The organism is Roseibium sediminicola, assembly GCF_023156505.1.
Taxonomy (GTDB): domain Bacteria; phylum Pseudomonadota; class Alphaproteobacteria; order Rhizobiales; family Stappiaceae; genus Roseibium; species Roseibium sediminicola.
On sequence record NZ_JALNMJ010000010.1, the window covers coordinates 1 to 20,578 of the forward strand.

Here is a 20,578-nt window from a genome sequence, read left to right on the forward strand (position 1 = left end):
TCCCGGAGGGACGCAAAAACGGCTTTGATTTGCTGCGTCAAACCGCTCAACCGGGCAGGAAGCCCGCTTTTCGCGCTTTTCCTTGCAACTCGTTGCCGTTTGTTGCGCCATTTCGATCAAATTAATGAGTCCTGCCCCTAACTCTCACCGCGTGATCACGACCTTCGCGTTGGCACGGCCGACCCGCCGGACGAGGTTGAAGAGATGAGCGGCGTTTTTCGGGTGCAGGCGGATGCAGCCGTGCGAGGCCGGACGGCCGAGGCGTTTGAGATCCGTCGTGCCGTGGATGGCATAACCGCCGTAAAAGAAGACCGAATAGGGCATCGGCGCCCAATTATACTTGCGCGAATGCCAGTCGCGTTCCAGACGCGTCGGCCGCCAGCTTCCCGTTGGGGTGCGGTAGCCGCGCCGGGCGGTCGAGACCGGCCATTTGCTGCGCAGCCGGCCATCGACATAGAGATAAAGCCGCTGCTCGGAGAGATCGATCTTGGCCGTCACCCGCTGCGCGGCCTCGGCAGCGGGAGCACCAAGAACAAAAAACGCCAGCAGAAACGGCACAAACGTAAACTTTTTCCAATTGAACATGACTTAGCCACCCAATGTACTCATGAGGTTATTGTTTTTGTTGAAAATGGACATCAGAAGGTATTCTGAAGGAACATTCCTTATCAAGTGTAAAAACATATCGTTACTACATGCACCCGCCGAACCGCACCTGAAACCTGCGCCTTTCCCTGCGTGAGGTAGCAGCACGAAAAGATCTGAAAATCCCTCTTGACCTGCCGTGAGAGCTTTGCCATAACCCGAACCGTACCGTACGGTTCACCAGCTAGAGCCCCTTTCGCAACCGACCTATCAGACCAAGATGCCCGCAACCGCCTTTGACATTGCCACCTCCCGCCCGGACGCAGCGCCCGAGTTTTCGCCGCGCCAGCAGGTGGTTTTGCAGCATGCCCTGACGCTGCTGGTGGAAGGTGGCGAGAAGGCGCTGACAACCGCGGGTCTGGCCCGCACGGCCAGCTGCTCCAAGGAAAGCCTGTACAAGTGGTTCGGCGACCGGGACGGGCTGCTTGCCGCTGTTGTCGCCTTCCAGGCCAGCCAGGTGCAGTTTCCGTCCGAGGCCGGCGCGACCGCCGATGCCGACACCTATCGCGCCCATGTCACCGCCTTTGTCGAGGCCCTGCTCGGCGTTCTGTTCTCCGAAAGCTCGCTGGCGCTGAATCGGCTTTCCATCGGCCAGAGCAACACCAATTCCAACCGGCTCGGCCATCTGCTGCTGGTGCGCGGCAAGCACATGATCTCCGCCCGAGCCCGCGCCATGCTCGACAGCGGCCGCCGTCACGGGCTTTTGAAATTCGACGACTCGGAAGACGCCTACCAGGTGCTCTACGGCCTGGCGATCCGCGACGTTCACATCCGCCTTCTTCTCGGCGAGGCCGCCAGCCCGGCCGAGAAGGATCTGAAATCCCAGGCCGAAACGGCCGTCGACCGCTATTACCGGCTGTTCGGGGCTTAAGCCCCGCCGCCGGATCCACCGGGGAACACCTCAAACACCAACGACCGGCCCCAAGGCCGGCCCTTGATAAAGACAGAACTGCAGACGGGAGAAAGGATACCCCATGCGCGTTTATTACGATCGTGATGCTGATCTCAACCTGATCAAATCCAAGAAAGTCGCCATCATCGGCTACGGCTCCCAGGGCCGCGCCCATGCCATGAACCTGAAAGACAGCGGCTGCACCGAGATTGCGGTTGCCCTGCGCGCCGGGTCCACCACCGCGCTGAAGGCTGAAGCCGACGGCTTCAAGGTCATGACCGTGGCGGAAGCTGCCGCCTGGGCCGACCTGATGATGATGGCCACCCCGGACGAACTCCAGGCCGACATCTACAGGGACCACATTACCGACAACATCCGCGACGGCGCCGCCATCGCCTTTGCCCACGGCCTCAACGTGCATTTCGGCCTGATCGAGCCGAAGGCTTCCGTCGACGTTCTGATGGTCGCTCCGAAGGGCCCGGGCCACACCGTGCGCGGCGAATACCAGAAGGGCGGCGGCGTGCCGTGCCTGGTCGCCGTCCACCAGGACGCCTCCGGCAACGCGCTTGACCTTGGCCTCAGCTACGCATGCGGCGTCGGCGGCGGCCGCTCCGGCATCATCGAAACCACCTTCCAGGAAGAGTGCGAAACCGACCTCTTCGGCGAACAGGCCGTTCTGTGCGGCGGTCTCGTCGAGTTGATCCGCGCCGGTTTCGAAACCCTGGTCGAAGCCGGTTACGCTCCGGAAATGGCCTATTTCGAGTGCCTGCACGAAGTGAAGCTGATCGTGGACCTGATCTACGAAGGCGGCATCGCCAACATGAACTACTCCATCTCCAACACCGCGGAATGGGGTGAATATGTCACCGGTCCGCGCATCGTGACGGCTGAAACCAAGGCGGAAATGAAGCGCGTCCTGACCGACATCCAGACCGGCAAGTTCACCTCCGACTGGATGCAGGAATACCGGGCCGGCGCCGCCAAGTTCAAGGCGACCCGCCGTCTCAACGACCGTCACCAGATCGAGGAAGTCGGCGAAAAGCTGCGCGGCATGATGCCGTGGATCAAGTCCAACGCCCTCGTCGACAAGACCAAGAACTAAGCGCAAGGCGCCCCATCGACCAAATGGAAAGGCCGGGCAGCAATGCCCGGCCTTTTTGCTGCTCAGTGATTTGTGTCGTCCCGATGCTCGCCGAGGCGCGCCAGCGCTGCGAGAGCTTCCCAGTCGCCATTGTCGGCGGCCATCTGGTAAAGCTCCCGCGCACGGTCGAGATCCTTGTCCATGTGCTCGCCTGCCTCAAGCAGGCTGGCGAGATAGAACTTGCCGTCGCCATCGTCTTCGGAGGCAGCCTTGCGGATCAGGGCAAGGCCTTCTTCCGGGTTTTTGGGCAGCCCCCAGCCATGCAGCATCATCCAGCCGATGTTGGCAGCCCCTCCCGGATAGCCGCGATCCATCGCCCTCCTGAACAGTTCGACTGCCTTGAGGTGATCCTGCGCGACACCGGCGCCATCGCGGTAGAGCACACCGAGATTGACATAGGCGTATATGTTCTCCTTCCGGACCGCGGCCTCGTAGAAATGCGCCGCTTCAGCCTGATCCTGCGCGACGTAGAGACCGTTGCGATACATCCAGCCCATCGCGTTCAGCGCGGCTGCATTGCCCATCTCCCCAGCGATCTTGAAATGATGAAACGCGCGCGCATAGTCGACCTTGCTGTCATCGCCTGAATAGTAGAAATAGCCGAGATTGAGGTGCCCACGGACGGGGTCGAGCGCGCGGATCCCTTCTAGCAGCTCGAGCGCCCTGGTCGGGTCCTTCGAGACGATTTCTCCCTTTACATGCAGATTGCTCAGGGTGAGCATTGCACCCGGGTCTTCAGAGGCCGCCAGATCCTGAATTGTCTCGAGGCCGGAGAGCTTCTTGTCGGCACCAAAGGCTTCTTCGAAAAGATAAAGTCGCGCAAGGTATTTTCGGGCGGTGTCGTCACCAACCTCAATCGCCTTGAGGTACCAGGTCTCGGCTTTAAGGACGTCCTTTTCCACGCCCTGGCCGTTCTGGTAACGCCAGGCAACGACGGCATAAGCGTCCGTGTTCCCGTCCAGCGCCGCTTTTTCCATGATCCTGAAACCGGTCGTGCGGTCGGTTCCCGGAAGTACCATGTCGTCATGCAGGTAACCGATCTCCAGCGCGGCCTGCGGCTGCCCCAGTCTTGCGGCTTTCTCCAGCCAGGCCAGTGCCCGGACCGGGTCGTATGTCGCTGTCTCGGTTGGGTCACCGAGGATCTTGCCGAGGCTCAGCGCCGAATTCGCATGACCGGCAGCCGCCAGATCCTCCAGAAGGCGGATGCCCTCCTCCGGGTCGGACTTGCCGGTCAAGGCGGCATGGTAATAACGCGCGTCAGCCGACTCCTTCGCGGCCAGACCGTACCACATCAAGGCCTTTTTGGTGTCGGGCGTAACCAGGGTCCTGCCCAGGAAGCGTCCGCTCTCATAGGCCTGGCCCAGAGCGAACTGGGCGCTAAGATTGCCTTGATTGGCAGCAAGGCTGATGAGGCCCAGGATCTCCGCATTGGCCTCATCCGTTTCGGGAAGAGTTTTGGAGAGCAGCCTTGAAAGGCCCAGTTGGGCTGCCGGGAAGGACGCCGAGTTCCAATCCAGCGCCTTGCGAAGATGCGCTTCGCCCGCTTCCAAATCGAGGGGAAAGATGATGCCGTAGGTCTTTGCCAGCCCCAGAAACAGCTCGCGCTCACGATGCTTCTGCCAATGACTGTCCGCATCCGCGCCGTCGCTGACCAGCTGGGAGAGAGCCCCGAGCGCCGACAAGGGCTGTGTCGCTGCGATTTGGCTGAGTTCCTTCAGGCCCAGATCGAAAATCGCGCCCGGCACCTCATCAAGAATCTGCATGCGGGCCCATTTGACGGAGGCATCCAGATTGCCGTTGTCGGCCGCCAGCCGGTAAAGCTCGGACGCTTTGGGCAAGTCCCCGAGAAGAGATCCGCCGGAGAGCTGTTCAGCGGCCGCATAGGCGGCCTCGGCATCGCCCAGCTCCGCCGCCCGGATGCGCCATCTCAGCACTTTTTTCCGGCTTTGTGTGACCGAGGTTCCCTTTGTAAACAGCTCGACGAGACGCTGTGCCGCGTAGAGGTTTCCCCCTTCGGCGGCGCTCTCGTAGTGGCGGATGGCCGCGTGTATTTCCTTCAGCCCGCCAAGCCCGTTCTCTTCCAGATAGCCGAGATAGGCGGACGCTAACCAGTTGCCGTTTTCCGCAGCCTTCTGAAAATAGCCCCGTGCCCGGAACAGGTCCTGCTCAACCCATTCCCCATCGAAATAGGCAATGCCGAGCACAGCAGCCGAGGCATCGACATTCGCAGCATATGCTTTTTCCAGGTAGTTCAGGCCCTTCTCGTAATCATGTCCGGAAAAGGCTTCGGTCGTAAAAAGCACGCCGAGATCCAGAAGTGCGCCCTGGCTCCCCCGATCAAGAGCCTGCTGGTAAAGCTCCAGGGCACGTCCGTAGTCCTGTTCGACCCCCTCGCCATCCTCGTAAAGGGTGCCAAGTTCGCGCATGCCATCTACGCTGCCAAGGTCGATGGCCTTCCGGTACCAGCCCGCCGCCGCAGTAGGATCCACGGCAACGCCATTTCCCCTGCTGTACATTTCGCCAAGCGACAGGATGGCCGGAAGATGCTCCGCGTCCGCAGCCTTCTCAAGCAGCCGGCGTCCCTTGTTGACATCGCTTCCGGTCACAGCTGCGCCGGCTATGTAGCCCAGTCCCAATTCGGTCAGCGCGAACAGGTCGTCGGCTTCGGATGCTTCGTCATAAAGCGCCCGCGCCGTTTCCAAATCCTGCTCAACGCCGAGACCTTCCGCATGGAGCCAGCCGAGATAGGCAAGCGCACGGGGGCCTCTGTTCTTGTCGATTGCCAACCGGTATTGCCCCGCGGCCTCGGCATAGTCCTGTTTCACACCGCCGCCCTGCTCATAGGCGAGGCCCAGCGAGACATGGGCGTCGACATAGCCAAGATCGACCGCCTCGCGAAACAGGGCAATCGCCCGCGTTTTGTCTTCCTCAACGCCCCGGCCCCAGTAATACATGGTTCCAAGATGATGTTTTCCCTGGCCATAGCCGGCTTCGGCTGCCTTTCGGTAAAGCGCGACGGCCTGTTTCAAGTCCGCTTGTCCCAGGGTCCCATGCTCATGCAGCAGCCCGAGCAGGACCCAGCCGCTCGGCAGGCCCTCGTCTCCGGCCCTGGCATAGAGGCCGGCGGCCTCCTCGATGTCCTTGTCCGTGCCAATTCCAAATTCATGAAGCCAGCCCAGTGCGACGATGGCTTCGGTCACACCCGCCTGACTGGCCCAATTGATCCAGAAGAAAGCCTGGCTTTCATGTTTTCGAACACCGAGCCCGTCCAGATACATGTATCCCAGACGAAGACCGGCCCAGGCGTCACCGAAATCGGCGCCGTCCTGGTAGAAGGAAACCGCCTTTTCGTAATCCTGAACACCCGCGAGACCGGTTTCATAATAATAGCCGACTTGCGCCTTGGCATAGGGATAGCCGAGGGCTTCGGACCGCTGAAAATAGGAAAAGGCCTTTTTGTTGTCGGGCTCCCAGAGCGCCTCTGACTCATAGGCCAGACCAAGGCGAAACAGGTCTTCCGGGTCTTGCGCGGCCTCTCGGGCAAGCAGTTTTTCGAGTTCGCCTGCGTCCGGAACCGCGTCAGGAAATTTGTGCGCTGGAGACACTGGTTGAGAAAAATACTGGCGCAGGCCGTGTCCGCTCCAGTCTCGCTCCTTGTCGCCGGCCTTGGGGGAAACCGCGTGTGCACCAAGTGCGGAAAGAAGGACAAAAGCGAGTGCAAGTCCAAGAAGTCTCATTGCCCACCCAGAACAACCAGAGCCTTCACCAACGGCCGAAGACCCCACCGGTTTCTCGCGCCGACAGACACTGGAGCGCATACTGCGCGGACTGCATCCCGGCGCCCGGGCCGTGTGGACGAATTGGGCAGGTGCCACGGCCAATACCAATTCGTCCATACGGCCCGGGACCTCCCTCTTACCGCGCGCTTCCCCCGCAGACAACTTCCGGAACGGCAAGGAATTGGTGTCCAACCATGCTGACGCCCGGGCTTACTCGATCGGTATATCTCGCGATGGAGAAGAATGATTTTCGACTGATAAGCCTCTCATTTTAATGAAATTTTTTTCCCGATCACTAACCGGATCGCAAGACCTCTTCCCCTAAGGTTATGCGGTGATTTTCGGTTTGGGGGGCCGTAGGCGGAGACAGTCTTGATAGATCCATCGACACTTTTTTCAGCCAATGTGCTTTTGCTGTCGATCTTCTCGATCACCTTCCTGGCAATCTCCTTCCAGGTGAGCCCTCGTGCGCATTGGCTCAGCTGGGCCGGCGCCAATGCACTGCTGGCCGCTGCCCTGGTGTGTTTCGCACTCGACGATTACCTGCCGCCCCTCGCCGTCTATCTCCTGCCCAACGCGCTGCTGCTGCTCGGCTTCGGTTTCCACTGGCATGCCGCACGCCAGATCGCCGATCTGCCAAGCCGCCTCGGCAATGTCTTTGCGCCGGCCTCCGCTTACCTGCTCGTCGCCGCCTGCGCCTTTCTCCTGCCCAACTACGCCCTCGCCTACACGGCGTCGAATGTGATCTTCACGCTCATCGCCGTCGCGATCATCAGCACCTATGCGACGAAATCCTTCCGCGGACTGCTGTCGCCGATCGGGCTGATCCTGGCATTCTTCTTCCTGGGCGTCGAAGGCGTGTTGCGGACCGTGCATGGCCTGGTCACGGGCGGCCCGCAGGGTCCGGGCATGATCGCCGACATGATCCTGGACATTCACCTGATGTGCGCCCTGGTCTTCGTCACGCTGACCGGCGCCTTCTCTCTGGCGCTCTCGTTCGAGCTTGTCGCCCGGCGCAACGAGGAAGCCGCCCGGCGCGACCCGCTCACAGGCGCTTTCAACCGGCGTGAATTCCAGGAGCGCCTGGAGGATCTGCTTGACGGTAGAGAGCGGGAGGATTTCGGCCTGGTGCATTTCGACCTAGATCATTTCAAGCAGGTCAATGACCGCTATGGTCATGTTGCCGGTGACGAGGCCCTGGTCAGGGTCAGCTCCGAGGTAAAGGCGCATCTGCGCCAGAACGATTGTTTCGCCCGGCTTGGCGGCGAGGAATTCGCCGTGTTGCTGCCCTCTATCTCACGTGACAATGCCTACAAGGTGGCGGACCGGTTGCGCGAACGCATATCCGGCCTCCGTTTTGAATTCGCACCGGATGATTTCCGCCTGACCGCTTCGGCCGGCATTTATCACGGCGACGGCAATGCCCTTGCCTCGACCGATATTCTGCAGACGGTCGACAAGGGGCTCTACAAATCCAAGAAAGCCGGCCGCAACCGGGTCTCCTTCGCGGACAGTGCGTCCGAAGAGAGGGAGCTGGTGAACGGCGTCGCCGGCAAACTCAGGAATAGGCCTCAATCAGCCGCGTGACTTCCTTGTCGCGCGCCGCTTCGCTCTGTCCGCCCATCACCACGACGATCAGCCGTTTGCCGCCGCGATTTGCGGTGGCGACCAGATTGTAGCCGGACATCCGGATGTAACCGGTCTTCAGACCATCGACACCGGCAACCTTGCCGACCAGGTTGTTGGTCGCCCGGAAGGTGCGCCCGTTATAGGAAAAGGTTTTCGCACGGTAATAGCTGCCATATTGCGGGAAGCTGCTTTTCAGCGCCAGGCCGAGCTTGGCCATGTCCCGCGCCGAAGTCACCTGGGCCGTATCCGGCAGTCCCGTCGCGTTTACAAAGCGGGTGCGGCTGAGGCCCAGCGCACGCGCCTGCGCAGTCATCTGGCGGGCAAAGGCCGCCTCGCTTCCGGCCAGGTTTTCCGCCACCACGATCGCAACATCGTTGGCCGACTTTACCGCCAGTGCCCGTGCCGCCTGTTCCACGGTGATGGTCGAGCCCGCTTTCAGGCCGATCTTGGCCGGCGGCTCCCCGGCGGCCTTGGCCGACACGGTGAGTGGCGACGACAGGGAATAGCGGCCTTCGCTGACGGCCTCGAACAGGAGGTAAAGCGTCATCATCTTGGAAAGGGACGCGGGATAACGCGGGGCGTCGGCCTCAACGGCGTAGAGCTCCGCACCCGTTGAGGCATCAATGACGAGCGCGGAAAAGCCGCGCTCGACCGCGCTGGCCGGCGCGTAATTGATGACCGGCGGGGCCGCGCTCTGGACTGCGGGTGTCGCGGTTGCGGGCGCTGACGCCGTTGTCGGTCCCTGCGCGGTCTGGCAGGCCGCCAGCAGCGCGACAAGAGCAACAACAGCGGCGCGTTTCAAAGTGGTGATGCAGCCCATTCCAAACCCGTAATCTGACCGGCGCCTCAAGGTTTCAGGCGGTAACCGGTTCTGAAAATCCAATGCACGACGGCCAGCGAGCCGCCGAGAAAGATCATGGTGGCCACCAGCGACAGCCACAGGCTGACATCGGCCTGACCGTAGAAGCTCCAGCGGAACCCGGAGATCAGATAGACCACCGGGTTGATCAGCGTGACCTTCTGCCAGAATTCCGGCAGCATGTTGATGGAATAAAAGCTGCCGCCCAAAAAAGCCAGCGGCGTGACGATCAGCAGCGGAACGAATTGCAGCTTTTCGAAATTGTCGGCCCAGATGCCAATGATGAAACCGAGCAGCGCGAAGGTGATCGCGGTCAGCATGAAAAAGGCCACCATCCAGAAAGGATGCTGGATTTCGAGCGGCACGAAGAAGCTGGCCGTGATCAGAATAATGACACCGACGATCACCGACTTGGTGGCCGCCGCGCCGACATAGGCGATGGTGATTTCCAGGAAAGATACCGGCGCGGACAACACCTCGAAGATCGTGCCGGTAAAGCGCGGAAAATAGATGCCGAAGGACGCGTTGGAGAGGCTCTGGGTCATCAGCGACAGCATGATCAGGCCGGGTACGATGAAGGCGCCGTAGCTGACGCCGTCGACTTCCGAAATGCGCGAGCCGATGGCAGCTCCAAAAACCACGAAATAGAGCACGGTGGAGATCACCGGCGAGATCACGCTCTGCATGATCGTGCGCCGGGTGCGTGCCATCTCCGCAACGTAGATCGACTTGATCGCCTCGAAATTCATCTGCCCCGTCGCCCCAGTTAAAGTGTCAGTTCCATGCGGGGCAAGCTGCGCCCCGGGATCGAGCCGGACGGTGTCCGGCCGATTGTTTGAAAGCCCATGTGGCCGTAGAACGGCTCGGCGAACGGATCCGCGTCCAGACCGATCCGGGTCAGGTTCAGCTCCCGCGACCGCAGCAGGAAAACCTCGAACAGCGTCCGGCCGACCTGCCTGCCCTGCCAGTCCGGATCGACAAAACAGGTCTCCAGTTCGCCGGTGACGCCGTCTTCGGCGACCGAAAGCCGGATGCAGCCCACAGGAGCCCCCGTTTCGGTCTCGGCCAGCCAGAAGTCGTTGTCGAGGATCCAGCTATCGCGGACCGCAAGCTCCTCGGCGCACATGGCCATGAAGGCATCGTCGTATCCGTTGGACTGTTTGGAACGCATGCACAGGTCCGTCAGCGCGTCCCGGTCAGCCAACTCCGCCCTGCGGATCGTGAAGGTCTCCGGCATCGCCCTATCCCTGCCTCACGAGATCGACAAAAATGTCCTCGAGCGAAGACTGGTCGGTCTGCAGGTCCTGGAAGCGCACGCCCGCCTTGGAAAGATCCGTCAGCAGCGATGTGATTCCGGTGCGGTCCGCCTGGCTGTCATAGGTATAGACCAGGCTGCTGCCTTCGTCCTCGAGGCAGAGATCGTACTGCGAGAGAATTGCGGGCACTTCCGACAGCGGTTCGGCGAGATTGAGCGTCAGCAGCTTGCGGCCGAGCTTGCGCATCAGCTCCGCTTTGTCTTCCACCAGGACAATCTCACCCTTGTTGATCACCCCGACCCGGTCGGCCATTTCCTCGGCCTCCTCGATATAGTGGGTGGTCAGAATGATGGTGACGCCCTTTTTCTTGAGCTCGCCGACGATGCGCCACATGTCATGGCGCAGTTCCACGTCGACGCCGGCAGTCGGTTCGTCGAGAAACAGGATCTGCGGTTCGTGCGCCAGTGCCTTGGCGACCAGCAGCCGCCGCTTCATGCCGCCGGAGAGCGCCATGATCGGGTTGTCGCGCTTCTCGTAAAGCGTCAGGTCCTTCAGGATGCTGTCGACAAGCTCCCTGTTGGGCGGCAGGCCGAACAGGCCCCGGCTGAAGGCAACCGTGTCGCCGACCATCTCGAACGGCGCCGTCGGCATTTCCTGCGGCACCAGGCCGATCATCTGCCGTGCCGCGCGATAGTCCTTCAACGCATCGTGCCCGCCGACAAAAATGCTGCCGGAGGTCGGTGTCACCAGGCCGCAGATCGTGCTGATCAAGGTGGTCTTGCCGGCCCCGTTCGGTCCCAGAAGAGCGAAGACTTCGCCCTGCCGGATGTCCAGGGATACGGATTTCAGAGCCTGGAAACCGCCATCGTAGGTCTTTTCCAGGTCGCGGACGGACAATATCGGAGACATGGGTTCCAACCGGCTAGGAGATTGGTTTTTTGACCGGACGGCCAAGGGGTGAGCACATTGGCATGTGGGCAAGACCACCGCAAGATACAAGGCCGCACCTTAAATCGGTTCAGGCATTCGACTGTTTCGGTTTGGGAAACACAGCGTTTGCCCACGTGCGGCTGGGTTTCCGCAAGAGAACCGCTATCTTTCCGGAAAGCCAGATCCTTGAAGGAAAAGAACATGTCCATCCGCCCCGTCACCCATATCGGCTCGACGCAACCGATCCTCGAAGGCGCCGGTGTCCGGCTGGAACGCGTCTTCGGCTTTCAGGACCCGGAGATGCTCGATCCGTTCCTGCTGCTGGACGACTTCCGCAACGAGCGCCCCGAGGACTATCTGAAAGGCTTTCCCTGGCATCCGCACCGGGGCATTGAAACCATCACTTATGTGCTGGCCGGCACCGTCGAACATGGCGACAGCTTGGGCAACACCGGCAATCTGGGTGCCGGCGACGTCCAGTGGATGACCGCCGGCCGGGGCATCATGCATCAGGAAATGCCCAAGGGCGACGCAAACGGTCGCATGCACGGTTTCCAGCTCTGGGCCAACCTGCCCTCTTCGCTGAAGATGACCGAACCGCGCTATCAGGATGTCACTGCCAAGGACATTCCGGTGGTCGTCGACGACGACGGCACTTCGGCGCGCATCATTTGCGGCAGCTTCTGGGGAAAGAGCGGCCCGGTGGACGGCATTGCCGCCGACCCGCAATATCTCGACATCCATGTGCCCGCGGGCCGGAAAAAACGCTTCAAGGTCGACACCTACAAGCAGACCTTCGCTTATATTTTCGAAGGCTCCGGCACATTTGAAGGCGCGTCCGACCCGTTTGGCGTGCTGACCGAAAAGGAGTTTGGCGGCGAGGAACTGAAGATCCGCGACGAGACCGGCAACCGCTCCCTGGTCATCTTCGGGTCCGGCGACGAGATCGTCGTCCAGGCGGGCGACGAAGGCATCCGCTTCCTGCTCGTCTCCGGCGCGCCGATCAAGGAGCCGGTCGCATGGCACGGACCGATCGTCATGAACACGCGCCAGGAACTGATCCAGGCGGTCAGCGAATTGCAGAACGGCACGTTCATCCGCTAGTCACCCGAATCTGAAGTTCGTCTTATTTCCCGGCATACTCGGAAAGAATTTCAGATTCAAAAGGGTGGCTAGCAAGCATATGTTTCTAGTGTGGTGAATTTGAAATTCGCCTCATTGTTGCAGCGACCATAGAAGCGAATTTCAAATTCACCACACTAGGGTTTGCCAATATTAACGGTGCGGTGTCAGGATCGAAATCTGACAAACACCCCCGGCACACGAACAGGGTCCGGCCACAAGGAGAAATTTCCAGACCACAGGTATTGGCTCCTCCAATCAATACCGGCTAGAAGTGACACGAGGTTCGATCCTGCCCTGGAAGCGGGTTCGACGCTAGCACGTGAGCGAGTCAAGCCTTCCAAACATGCCGGTCGAACATGAAACCATAAGACGTCTGATTGAAGAACCTGACTATTCCAGGGGCGTGGATTATTATAAGAACGGTCGGGTTCTCTCTTGCGAAGTCACCAGCGATACAAGCATCACCGGTGTGGTGAGGGGCAGTGGGCAGTCGCGCTACCGGCAGCACATCTCCCTCAAGTGGAACAACCGGGTTGAGCTTGTTGAGATCTACGGTGATTGCAGTTGTCCGGTTGGGTTCAACTGCAAACATGTTGCTGCGGTCATGCTTGCAGCTTCTCGGCAGTTTAATGCTGCGCCTTCACCTTCGAATCCGCTGTCGCTGGACGTCGGCGCACTTCTGAACAAGACCGAAGAAAAGGAATCCGCCGTCAATTCCTGGCTCGCAAAGCTGGAGACAGAAAAACTGCCCGGGGAGGAGACACCAGAGGTTCACCCGCCCAACGTCAGAGACAGGCTGTACTACGTCATTTCTCCGGATGTTTCGGGTTTCCTGGATGTCACGCTGTTCAAGATGACGCGCCGCAAGGACGGCACCTTGAAGGAAAATAACCGGCCTTACGATCCGATGTTCTTCCGGAGCAGGCAACGGCCCAAATTCGTGCTGCCTTCGGACATGCGGGTCTGCGTTTTGCTCAATCGCTGCAATCTGATCGAGAAGTGGGCATCCAGTGCCACAGCCCATCCGGAGGATCTAGCACTGGCTTTCAGGAAAATGCTCGACACCGGACGGGCCTGCTGGATGACCCCGGACGGGCCCACACTGACCCTGGGCCCTTCACGGAAAGGCCGATTCGAGTGGCGTAGCAGGGCTTCTGGGAAACAAATCCTTTGCGCGGTCGACCTGTCGGGTAAAGATCTTTCCGTCGTCAACATCGATGTGCCCTATTATGTCGACCCGGTTTCCGGCACCTGTGGCGAACTGGACTTTGGGGTTGCACCTCACACGGCCAGACTGTTGCTCGGTGCTCCGGCGATCCTTCCGGAGGCCGCACCGAAAGTGGCGCAAACGCTGCAGTCTGTCGCGGGCGGAAAAATTCCCCTGCCCGAAGCCCTGACCCAGGAAGTCTGGTCGGGCTGCACGCCAGTGCCAGTCCTTAAACTACTGAGCTTGGACGCCGGCAGAGATCCGTTCGACTTTTCCTCAACCTCCCGGAAACAGCGCACCATTCAGGTTCTGCGCCTCGGCTTCAACTACGAAGGACACCATGTCGCCTTGTCCTCGCGGCGGGGAGCCGTTTTCCGTGAAGGGGACAAGCTGATAACCGTCCAGCGCGACCAAAGTCTTGAAGAAGCCGCAATAGACCGGCTGGGCACCTTTGGTGCGGTACCGTTGCGCCCGGCTCGATATTTGAACTGCGAAGCGATGAAGGCTGGCGACCTGGCATTTCCGAACATGCTGGCCCAGACCGAATATGCTGGCACCTCGGGAGACGAGCAAGTCTTCGGAAATGAAACCGTTTTGCAATTCATGGCGGAGGCAATTCCCGAGCTGAAACGATCCGGCTGGATCGTGGAAATCGACAAGAGCTGGCCTTTCAGGCTGCACTCGGGTCCATCGACCGTGATCGCCAGCATTGAAGACGCAAATCCGGGAAAAGCTGGATCGCCGGCAAAGAACGATTGGTTCGACTTTGCGCTCAAAATGGAGGTGAATGGCGAGATCATCGACATTCTGCCGATTGTACTTTCCCTGATTGAAGCCTTGCCGCCGGATCTGATGGACGACTGGGCGCAGAAGACTGCGCCAGGGGAACCTGAACCTCTCGATGTCGACAGTTTCCTGGAGGACCTGGTCCTTTATCCACTGCTTCCGGACGGCTCTTATCTCCGTCTCGATGCCACCGCACTTGCGCCACTGATCAAGGCGTTGATTTCAGTTCATGGTCTCGACGCTTCGTTTCACAGGGCTGAAGCGGCCAAGCTTGCCGAACTGGCGGAGGCACTCGATGGGTGCGGCATCCCCTTTTCGGGCGGAGAAGCCTTGCTGGAGCTGGGCAGGAAATTGCAGCGCCTGGCAAATCCTCAGGAAATGAAGGTACCGAAGGCCTTTCACGGTGTGCTCCGCCCTTACCAGCTTGCCGGTTACGGCTGGATGCGCTCTCTTTGCGAGACGGGTTTCGGAGGTGTGCTGGCCGACGACATGGGACTGGGTAAAACCGTTCAGACGCTCGCCCTGCTTGTCTCCCTTCACCTGGAGCTCAAGAGCAACCGACCCAGTCTGCTGATCGTTCCAACCAGTCTCATCGGCAATTGGCAACGCGAGGCCGCGACGTTCGCACCGGGGCTCAAGTTGCTGGTCCTCCACGGACCGGACCGAAAGAAATTGTTTTCTTCGATTCCGGAGCATCATGTCATCGTGACGACCTATCCATTGCTGCACCGGGATCTGAAGATCTTACAGGAGCATGCTTTCAACCTGGTCGTCCTTGATGAGGCGCAGGCTGTCAAGAATCCAGCTTCTGCGGCGGCAAAGCGTATTCGCGAGATCGAATGCAGTCAGCGCATCGCCCTGACCGGAACGCCACTGGAAAACAATCTGGAAGAACTCTGGTCGTTGTTCGATTGGCTTGTGCCTGGCTTGCTGGGTAACCGAAAGACCTTCAACCAGATCTTTCGGACCCCCATTGAAAGGCACACCGACCTTACCGCGCACCGGCTGCTCGTTTCAAAGATCAAGCCGTTCCTCCTTCGCCGCACCAAGGAGCAGGTGGCACCTGAGCTGCCGGAAAAAACCGAAATCACCGAACTGGTTTCGTTCAACGAAGACCAGATAGCTCTTTACGAAACGATCCGCTCGGCGATGGACGAGCGCGTCCGGCGGGCCATTCGCGAAAAGGGTCTGAACGGCAGCCGGATCACTGTGCTGGATGCTTTGCTCAAGCTTCGGCAGGCATGCTGTGATCCTGCTTTGGTAAAGCTCGATGCGGCTGCAAAGGTGTCTGAAAGCGCCAAGCGGGCAAGACTGCTGGAAATGCTGGAAGAGCTTATTTCAGAAGGCCGGCGCGTTCTGGTCTTCTCCCAGTTTGTCGAAATGCTGAACCTGGTTGAGGCGGATATCAAGGAACGCGGCTGGGACTATCTGACCTTGACCGGACAATCCCGGAACAGAACGCGGTTGGTCGAAAAATTTCAGACCGGCGAGGTTCCGATCTTTCTGATTAGCTTGAAAGCGGGCGGTGTCGGACTGAACCTCACTGCCGCTGACACCGTGATCCTCTACGATCCATGGTGGAACCCGGCAGTTGAGCGCCAGGCCATGGACCGTGCGCACCGTATCGGCCAGGACAAGTCTGTTTTCGTTTACAAGCTGGTCGCCGAAGGAACGGTGGAAGCGGCAATTCAGCTTCTTCAAAACAAAAAACAGGCGCTAGCCGATAATCTCTTTGACGAAGCTGGGTCAGGGCCACTTGCGATGACGGAAAACGATCTAACCGAGTTGTTCAAACCCATTGGGGCCTGAACGATCCGCCATAGGCGAAGTACCGCGCCACCGCCTTGTTACTTTCACAAAGACTGGCTAGGGCTGTGCGGCACATCAAATCTCCGGACAGCCCATGCCTTTGAAACTTCGTCCCGCCACCCCTGCCGACGCTCCCGCCCTCACCGACATCCTGCACCGGAGCAAGGCTTCCTGGGGATATCCGGCGGAGATGATGGCGGAATACCGGGAGCACTGGCGCATCACCGAGGCGACGATCAGATCTTTGACGATAACCGTTGCCGAAAAGGATGGTGTACCGGTGGCCTTTTCCGGCGTGATCCGGCAGGGTGAGGACACGCTGCTGATCGATTTCCTGTTTGTCCTGCCCGAGCTACAGGGCCAGGGCATCGGAGAGCTGCTCCTGACCCGAGCGGAAGACCGAGCCCGCCAAGAAGGTCTCGGCCGCCTTTATCTGGAATCCGATACCTTTGCCGCTGCTTTTTACGAAAAGCGCGGCTTCAAGACGATCGCGACCCGGCCGAGCCAGATGTCCCCCGGCCGTGACATTCCGCTGATGGAAAGACCGCTGCCACCCAGCGTACACAAGATCAGCGCCCTGAATATCGGTGTATCCGAAACGCCCTGGGCGTTCGAGACCGCCAATGAAGGCGACATCCAGGCCCATTTCGAGGAAGCGAAAAAACGCATCGCACTGCTGTGGAACGGCCGGACACTGAAACTGACCGGTTACCGCTTCGAGGACGGTGTTTTCAACGGCACCTGCACCGAATGTTCCTTTGCCGCCTATCTCGCCTGGCGCGACTGGGGCGCACCTGATCCGTCGGCCTTCAACCTGTTCGGGTCGGCGATCCTGCGCTCCGCCGACGGGGCCCTTCTCTATGGCGTCATGTCGGACCGGACGGCGACCGCCGGAATGATCTATCCGCCCGGCGGCAATCTCGATCCAACGGATCTCTCGGAAGACGGCAAGGTCGATGTGGTGGGCGCCATCTACCGGGAACTTAAAGAAGAAACCGGTCTCACCCGAGAGCAAGTCGTCGGCAAGGACCTGCTGGTCGCCTTTGACGGCCCGAGGATTTCCATTGGCCAGGTCATGGAAGTCGACCGGCACGCGAAAGAGCTGCGCGAGGCCATCCTGCAGTTCTCGACTGCCTCCGAAGAACAGGAGCTGGCCGATGTGCGGATCATCAGAACTGCGGCCGACCTCGACGATCCGGCGATCATTTCCTATGCAAAGGCCGTTGGCCGCCACTTGCTGACCTAGCGGGGCGGTTGCATGCGCCGGGCTGCAAGACTTTGTTCACCACGTTGGCGCACTAAGCACTGGAAGGACGGGATTGAACATGCAAAAGTCCGCTCACCCTTGAAGGGTGATTTGGTGAATCGTGCGAGCTTATGCGGTTGGTTCAAACCCCAATGAAAGCTCTAACAGCTTGCGACAGATCGTGTTTCCTGCTTTCAAACACTCGTTTGTCCGCAGGCCCTAAGGAGAAAAAGAAATATGAGCCGCCGCTACGCGATCCTGGATGTCTTCACCAACACAAGCCTGGCCGGCAACCCTCTTGCGGTGGTCCTGGATTCCGAAGGCTTGAGCGACGTGCAGATGCAGAAGATCGCCGGCGAATTCAATCTCTCCGAAACCGTGTTTGTGTATCCGCCGGAAAATCCCGGCCATTCCGCCAATATGCGGATCTTCACGCCGAAGATGGAACTGCCCTTTGCCGGTCACCCGACCGTCGGCACCGCGATCCTGATGGCCAAGGAACGCTTCGGCGACATCTCCGGCGAGCAGGACGCCGTCGTGGTCCTGAAACAGCAGATCGGCACCGTGCGCTGCGCCGTGATCCTCAGGGAAAACGCGGCCGCTTTCGCCGAGTTCGACGTGCCACGCCTGCCGGAACCGGCCGGCCCGACCCACAATGCCGAGCTGATCGCCGCCGCGCTCAATCTGGAGCCGACAGACATCGGTTTTGAAAACCATGCACCGTCGAGCTTCAAGGTCGGTCCTCCCTTCACCTTCGTGCCGGTGCGCGATCTCGATGCGCTGGCCCGGGCCAAGCCGGTCCAGGCCATGTGGAAGGCCGGCTTCGGCAAGAACGGCCATTCGGACGCCTATGTCTATTGCCGGGAGACCCGCTCTCACGACAGCGCCTTCCATGCGCGCCTGTTCGCCCCGGACATGGGTATCCCGGAAGACCCGGCAACCGGATCCGCCGCGGCCGCCTTTGCCGGCGTTGTCGACTATTACGACGACCTGCCAAACGGCACCCACCACATCCGCATCGAACAGGGCTTCGAGATGGGCCGCCCATCGCTGATCGACCTGGAAATCGACATCGCCAACGGCAAGATGCACGCCGTCCGCATCGGCGGTCAGGCCACGCTGGTGGCCAGGGGCGAGTTGTTTATCTGAATTCTTTGAAGTTCCGGCTCCAAGCTACCAAGGCCCAACAACTGGTTCGCCAAGTTTGAATGGCGTCGTCATCACCTCGGTCTCCCTTCGGTCGCCCAGGGCGACACAGAACTTGTGGCGCGGTTGCTCAAGACGGACTTGAGCCTATCCACCAGGAAGGGGGCGCTTGGCATCCTGCCCCTGGCAAAATGAAGACAAGTAATTGAAGCTGGACGCTAAAACCCCGGCGCCGTGATCCCCGCGCCCTTGTCCATCCGCGGCGACACGCCGAACTGCCTGGAATATTCCCGGCTGAACTGGGTCGGGCTTTCATAGCCGACCTGGAAGGCTGCACTGGAAACCGACAGTCGGTCCGCCTGCAACAGCCGCCGGGCCTCGATCAGGCGGAGCTGTTTCTGGAACTGCAGCGGAGTGGTGCCGGTGAGCTCCCTGAAGCTAGCGTAAAATGCCGAAACACTCATGCCCGCCAGCCGGGCGAGATCCTCGACCTTGAGCGCATGCGTATAGTCCTTATGGATCGCCGCGATTGCCCGGGCCACCCGGTTGGCACGGCTGTCGCGCTTCGCCAGCTCCAGGAGAATACGGCCGTGACGGGCGGTGAGCAGCCAATAATGGATCTCGCGCCGGATCAACGGTTCCAGCACTTTCCGCGCGTCCGGTTGGTCGTGCAGGTCATAAAGACGTTTCATGGCATCTATGATCGCCGCATCCGCAGTACCGCTTTCGACCGCCCGCCCCCTGTCTCCCTAAGCATCTGCGGGCAGGTCCGCCGCAAGCTCCCGGACCAGAGCCATGTCGAGATGCAAGGCCAGAGCGACATAGGGCGCTTGCGGGCTCGCCGATACAATGCTTGCGCCTGCAGGCAGGTCGAGACCGACGATCAGGGATTCCTCCGCGCCGAACCGCACCGGCCCGTCACCAAGCCGGATTTCCTTCACCCCCTGGAGAACCAGGCAGAAAATCGGCTTGTATACCGAGACATGAATCTGCTCAGGCTGCCGTTGCCGCACCAGGCTCAAGCCGGGCACGCCAACCTGTAGGGGAGCCCCGTCCGCCCCGTTCCTGTCGGCAAATTCAATCAACCGCTGAACAAGGTCCTTGGTCTGCATCACAAACACCTCCGGCACCGCCAATAGGCCATGCGAGACGCGGGAACAAGACAGGCGCCAACGAGCCATGGAGGATCGGGCATGTTTTCAGGAGGAACCGGCAGGCAGGCGGACCTGTGGAGGGCTATTTCCGGATCATCGCAGTTTAAAAAGCCCCCAGGAGACACCCATGACATCCACCGGAAAAATCGCCCTTGTCACCGGCGGAAGCCGCGGCCTTGGCCGCAACACCGTCCTGCAATTGGCGCAGAACGGCATAGACGCGGTCTTCACCTACCGTTCCAGCCAGGCGGAAGCGGCCGCAGTTGCCGCCGAAGTCGAGGCTCTGGGCGGCAAGGCGGTCGCCCAGCAGCTGGACACATCCGACATCTCCGGCTTTGCAGACTTCGCCGGCCAGCTTCAAACCATACTGAAAGACACCTGGAACCGGACCAGTTTCGACTTCCTGATCAACAATGCCGGCATTGGCATCAACAAGCCTTTCGCGGAGACCAGCGAAGCCGACTTCGACCAGCTGATGAACGTGCATGTGAAAGGCGTCTTCTTCCTGACCCAGACCCTGCTGCCGCTGATTGCCGATGGCGGCCGGATCCTCAACCTCTCCTCCGGCCTCGCCCGCTTCTCCCTGCCCGGCTATGCCGCCTATGCATCAATGAAAGGCGCGGTGGAGGTGCTGACGCGTTATCTGGCGAAGGAACTGGGGGTGCGCGGTATTGCCGTCAACACGATTGCGCCGGGCGCCATCGAAACGGATTTCGGCGGTGGCGCCGTGCGCGACGTTCCGGAGGTCAACCAGTATGTCGCCTCCGTCACCGCCATGGGCCGGGCCGGCCTGCCGGACGATATCGGCGGCGCGATCGCCGCGTTGCTGGCCGGTCAGTCCGGCTGGATCACCGGCCAGCGGATCGAGATATCCGGCGGCATGCATATCTAAGAACCTAACTGACGGCGGCCAAACCGGCCGCCGTCTTTGGACTGTTCGCATGCCCCGATTTCGTCATCCCGGACAAGCGCAG

General features: G+C 60.3%; 15 protein-coding genes and 1 pseudogene. 8 read left to right on the forward strand and 8 right to left on the reverse strand.

The features are described from left to right. Positions 1–144 precede the first annotated feature (144 nt). Positions 145–585: a L,D-transpeptidase gene (locus tag M0H32_RS14960; RefSeq protein WP_248155392.1), complete on the reverse strand. Its 441-nt coding sequence runs from the start codon at positions 583–585 to the stop codon at positions 145–147. 280 nt (positions 586–865) lie between these two features. Here M0H32_RS14960 and M0H32_RS14965 point away from each other — a divergent pair, with 280 nt between their 5' ends. Both M0H32_RS14965 and ilvC read left to right on the forward strand, forming a co-directional pair. Further along, positions 866–1,516: a TetR/AcrR family transcriptional regulator gene (locus tag M0H32_RS14965; RefSeq protein ID WP_248155394.1), complete on the forward strand. Its 651-nt coding sequence runs from the start codon at positions 866–868 to the stop codon at positions 1,514–1,516. A 103-nt stretch (positions 1,517–1,619) separates the two neighbouring features. Continuing rightward, a complete protein-coding gene (gene ilvC, locus M0H32_RS14970; RefSeq protein WP_248155396.1) occupies positions 1,620–2,639 on the forward strand; it encodes a ketol-acid reductoisomerase in 1,020 nt (339 codons plus the stop codon). A 62-nt stretch (positions 2,640–2,701) separates the two neighbouring features. On the opposite strand, the gene M0H32_RS14975 is transcribed toward ilvC, so the two are convergent. Next, the gene (locus tag M0H32_RS14975) at positions 2,702–6,415 is read right to left on the reverse strand and encodes a tetratricopeptide repeat protein (RefSeq protein ID WP_248155398.1); all 3,714 of its coding nucleotides are present in this window, start codon (positions 6,413–6,415) and stop codon (positions 2,702–2,704) included. Between the two features lie 414 nt (positions 6,416–6,829). Between M0H32_RS14975 and M0H32_RS14980 the strand changes: the two genes are divergently transcribed. Beyond that, positions 6,830–8,044 carry a GGDEF domain-containing protein gene (locus tag M0H32_RS14980; RefSeq protein WP_248155400.1) on the forward strand — a complete coding sequence of 405 codons (1,215 nt, stop codon included), beginning with the start codon at positions 6,830–6,832 and terminating at the stop codon, positions 8,042–8,044. Here M0H32_RS14980 and M0H32_RS14985 read toward each other — a convergent pair. Genes M0H32_RS14985 through M0H32_RS15000 form a run of 4 tightly spaced genes read right to left on the reverse strand, consistent with a single transcriptional unit; the run spans position 8,016 to position 11,110 of the window. Further along, the gene (locus tag M0H32_RS14985) at positions 8,016–8,906 is read right to left on the reverse strand and encodes a D-alanyl-D-alanine carboxypeptidase family protein (RefSeq protein ID WP_248155402.1); all 891 of its coding nucleotides are present in this window, start codon (positions 8,904–8,906) and stop codon (positions 8,016–8,018) included. The genes M0H32_RS14980 and M0H32_RS14985 overlap by 29 nt on opposite strands. Positions 8,907–8,932: 26 nt before the next feature. Further along, positions 8,933–9,694 (reverse strand): ABC transporter permease, encoded by a 762-nt coding sequence (locus tag M0H32_RS14990; protein WP_248155404.1) that lies wholly within the window; start codon positions 9,692–9,694, stop codon positions 8,933–8,935. Positions 9,695–9,711: 17 nt separating this feature from the next. Further along, positions 9,712–10,182, reverse strand: a complete 471-nt coding sequence (locus M0H32_RS14995) for a GNAT family N-acetyltransferase (protein ID WP_248155406.1) — start codon at positions 10,180–10,182, stop codon at positions 9,712–9,714. 4 nt (positions 10,183–10,186) lie between these two features. Further along, positions 10,187–11,110: an ABC transporter ATP-binding protein gene (locus tag M0H32_RS15000; protein ID WP_248155408.1), complete on the reverse strand. Its 924-nt coding sequence runs from the start codon at positions 11,108–11,110 to the stop codon at positions 10,187–10,189. A gap of 222 nt (positions 11,111–11,332) precedes the next feature. Between M0H32_RS15000 and M0H32_RS15005 the strand changes: the two genes are divergently transcribed. The 4 genes from M0H32_RS15005 (at position 11,333) to M0H32_RS15020 (ending at position 18,453) form a co-directional block, all read left to right on the forward strand. Continuing rightward, entirely contained in the window at positions 11,333–12,235 is a 903-nt protein-coding gene (locus tag M0H32_RS15005) for a pirin family protein (protein WP_248155410.1), read from the forward strand. 364 nt (positions 12,236–12,599) lie between these two features. Next, positions 12,600–16,058 carry a DEAD/DEAH box helicase gene (locus M0H32_RS15010; RefSeq protein WP_248155412.1) on the forward strand — a complete coding sequence of 1,153 codons (3,459 nt, stop codon included), beginning with the start codon at positions 12,600–12,602 and terminating at the stop codon, positions 16,056–16,058. Positions 16,059–16,152: 94 nt separating this feature from the next. Continuing rightward, a complete protein-coding gene (locus M0H32_RS15015) occupies positions 16,153–17,304 on the forward strand; it encodes a bifunctional GNAT family N-acetyltransferase/NUDIX hydrolase (RefSeq protein WP_248155414.1) in 1,152 nt (383 codons plus the stop codon). Between the two features lie 237 nt (positions 17,305–17,541). Beyond that, on the forward strand, positions 17,542–18,453 hold the full coding sequence (locus M0H32_RS15020; RefSeq protein WP_248155417.1) for a PhzF family phenazine biosynthesis protein: 912 nt from the start codon (positions 17,542–17,544) through the stop codon (positions 18,451–18,453). A gap of 215 nt (positions 18,454–18,668) precedes the next feature. Here M0H32_RS15020 and M0H32_RS29505 read toward each other — a convergent pair whose 3' ends face one another. Beyond that, positions 18,669–18,992 (reverse strand): helix-turn-helix transcriptional regulator, encoded by a 324-nt coding sequence (locus M0H32_RS29505; protein WP_345779335.1) that lies wholly within the window; start codon positions 18,990–18,992, stop codon positions 18,669–18,671. Between the two features lie 54 nt (positions 18,993–19,046). After that, positions 19,047–19,631, reverse strand: a pseudogene (locus tag M0H32_RS15030) (AraC family transcriptional regulator); the annotation flags it as partial. A gap of 100 nt (positions 19,632–19,731) precedes the next feature. Here M0H32_RS15030 and M0H32_RS15035 point away from each other — a divergent pair. Continuing rightward, positions 19,732–20,496, forward strand: coding sequence for an SDR family NAD(P)-dependent oxidoreductase (locus tag M0H32_RS15035; protein ID WP_248155419.1), 765 nt, complete (start codon positions 19,732–19,734; stop codon positions 20,494–20,496). Positions 20,497–20,578: the final 82 nt, after the last annotated feature.